The following is a 1,799-nucleotide window of genomic DNA, read 5'->3' as shown; positions in this document are numbered from 1 at the left end:
TCCTCGATCTCGTTGGGGTACACGTTGAAGCCGGCGCACAGGATCATGTCCTTCTTGCGGTCCACGATCTTGAAGTAGCCGCGCTCGTCCATCACGCCCACATCACCGGTCTTGAAGAAGCCGTCTGGCGTCATGACCTTGGCGGTTTCGTCCGGGCGCTGCCAGTAGCCCGCCATCACCTGCGGGCCCTTGATGGCGATTTCGCCCGGCTGGCCTTGCGGCACTTCAGTGCCCTCGTCGTCCAGGCACTTCATCCAGGTGTTGGGCAGGGGCACGCCGATGCTGCCGCTGTAGGCGGTGCTGGTGGTCGGGTTGCAGCTGGCCGAGGGGCTGGTCTCGGACAGGCCATAGCCTTCGCAGATGGGGCAACCCGTTTTCTCCAGCCAGAGCTTGGCGGTACCGCTCTGCACCGCCATGCCACCGCCCACCGAGACCTTGAGGTTGGACCAGTTGACGGTGTTGAAGTCCGGGTGGTTGGCCAGCCCGCCAAAGAGCGTGTTGACCGCCGGGAAGCTGTGGAAGGTGTGCTTGCTCAGCTCCTTGAACACGGCAGGGAAGTCGCGCGGGTTCGGGATCAGGATGACTTTGCCGCCCGTGCGCAGGCCCAGCATCATGTTCACCGTGAACGCGAAGATGTGGTACAGCGGCAGCGCGCACACGCTGGTGGGCTGCTCGCTGGCCGGCACCTGGTTCATCACCGGCGCGTTCCAGGCTTCGGACTGCAGCACGTTGGCCAGCACGTTGCGGTGCAGCAGCACGGCGCCCTTGCTCACCCCGGTGGTACCGCCGGTGTACTGCAACACGGCCACGTCGTCGGCCTGGATGTCGGGCCGCTTGAAGCTGCCCCGCGTGCCACGCGCAATGGCTTCGTTGAAGCGCACCGCCTGCGGCAGGCTGTAGCCCGGCACCATCTTTTTGACGTTGCGCACCACGTAGTTGACGATGCTGCCCTTGATCAGGCCCAGCAGGTCGCCCATCGCGGCGAGCACCACGTGCTTGACCGGCGTGTGGGCAATGCACTGCTCCAACGTCGTCGCGAAGTTCTCGATGATGACGATGGCCTTGGCGCCCGAGTCCTTGAGCTGGTGTTCCAGTTCGCGCGGGGTGTAGAGCGGGTTCACGTTCACCACCACCAGGCCGGCGCGCAGGATGCCCGCCACCGCCACCGGGTACTGCGGTGTGTTGGGCATCATGATCGCGACGCGGTCGCCCTTGACCAGGCCCAGGCCCTGCAGGTAGGCCGCAAACGCCTGCGACAGGCTGTCGGTCTGCGCGTAGCTGACGTCTTTGCCCATGAAGCTGTAGGCGGGCCGGTCGGCGTACTGCTGGAAGCTCTCTTCGAGCAGGTGGACCAGGGAGGTGTAGCGCGCCACGTCGATGTCGGCCGGCACCCCCTGCGGGTAGGCGCCCAGCCAGGGACGGTCAGCCACGGCTGGCGTCGTATCGGTCATGAAAAATCTCCACGGAACGGTGATGAAAAGCGAGCCGCATTCTCCCGTGTGTCCCGGTGTTTCGGCTCGCGTGTTTTCCCTGACGCGATTCTGACTCATCCCTCTAAAACCGCGCGCAACGGTGCACGGGCGCTACAAAAAACAAAGGGCCAGCAGTGCTGCCGGCCCTGTGCCTTGCGGCGGGATCAATCAGCTCTTGAGCGCCACCAGCACCTCGTCCAGCATCTTCTTGGCGTCGCCGAACAGCATGCGGTTGTTGTCCTTGTAGAACAGCGGGTTGTCCACACCGGCGTAGCCGCTGGCCATGGAGCGCTTCATCACGATGGAGGTGCGGGCCTTCCAGACTTC

The 1,799-nt window shown here is 64.5% G+C and carries 2 protein-coding genes; both read right to left on the bottom strand.

What is annotated here, in order from left to right:
* The coding region (locus ACR2JA_RS02890; RefSeq protein WP_434007619.1) for an AMP-binding protein at nt 1–1,430 on the bottom strand (1,430 nt) is incomplete at its 3' end.
* A gap of 210 nt (nt 1,431–1,640) precedes the next feature.
* A partial coding sequence (locus ACR2JA_RS02885; protein WP_434007618.1) for an NAD(P)(+) transhydrogenase (Re/Si-specific) subunit beta occupies nt 1,641–1,799 on the bottom strand: 159 nt, incomplete at its 5' end.

The organism is Hydrogenophaga sp. (assembly GCF_051007235.1).
Taxonomy (GTDB): Bacteria; Pseudomonadota; Gammaproteobacteria; order Burkholderiales; family Burkholderiaceae_C; genus Hydrogenophaga.
Note: the sequence above shows the minus strand (reverse complement) of the source record. Positions and strands in the feature narration are given on the sequence as shown.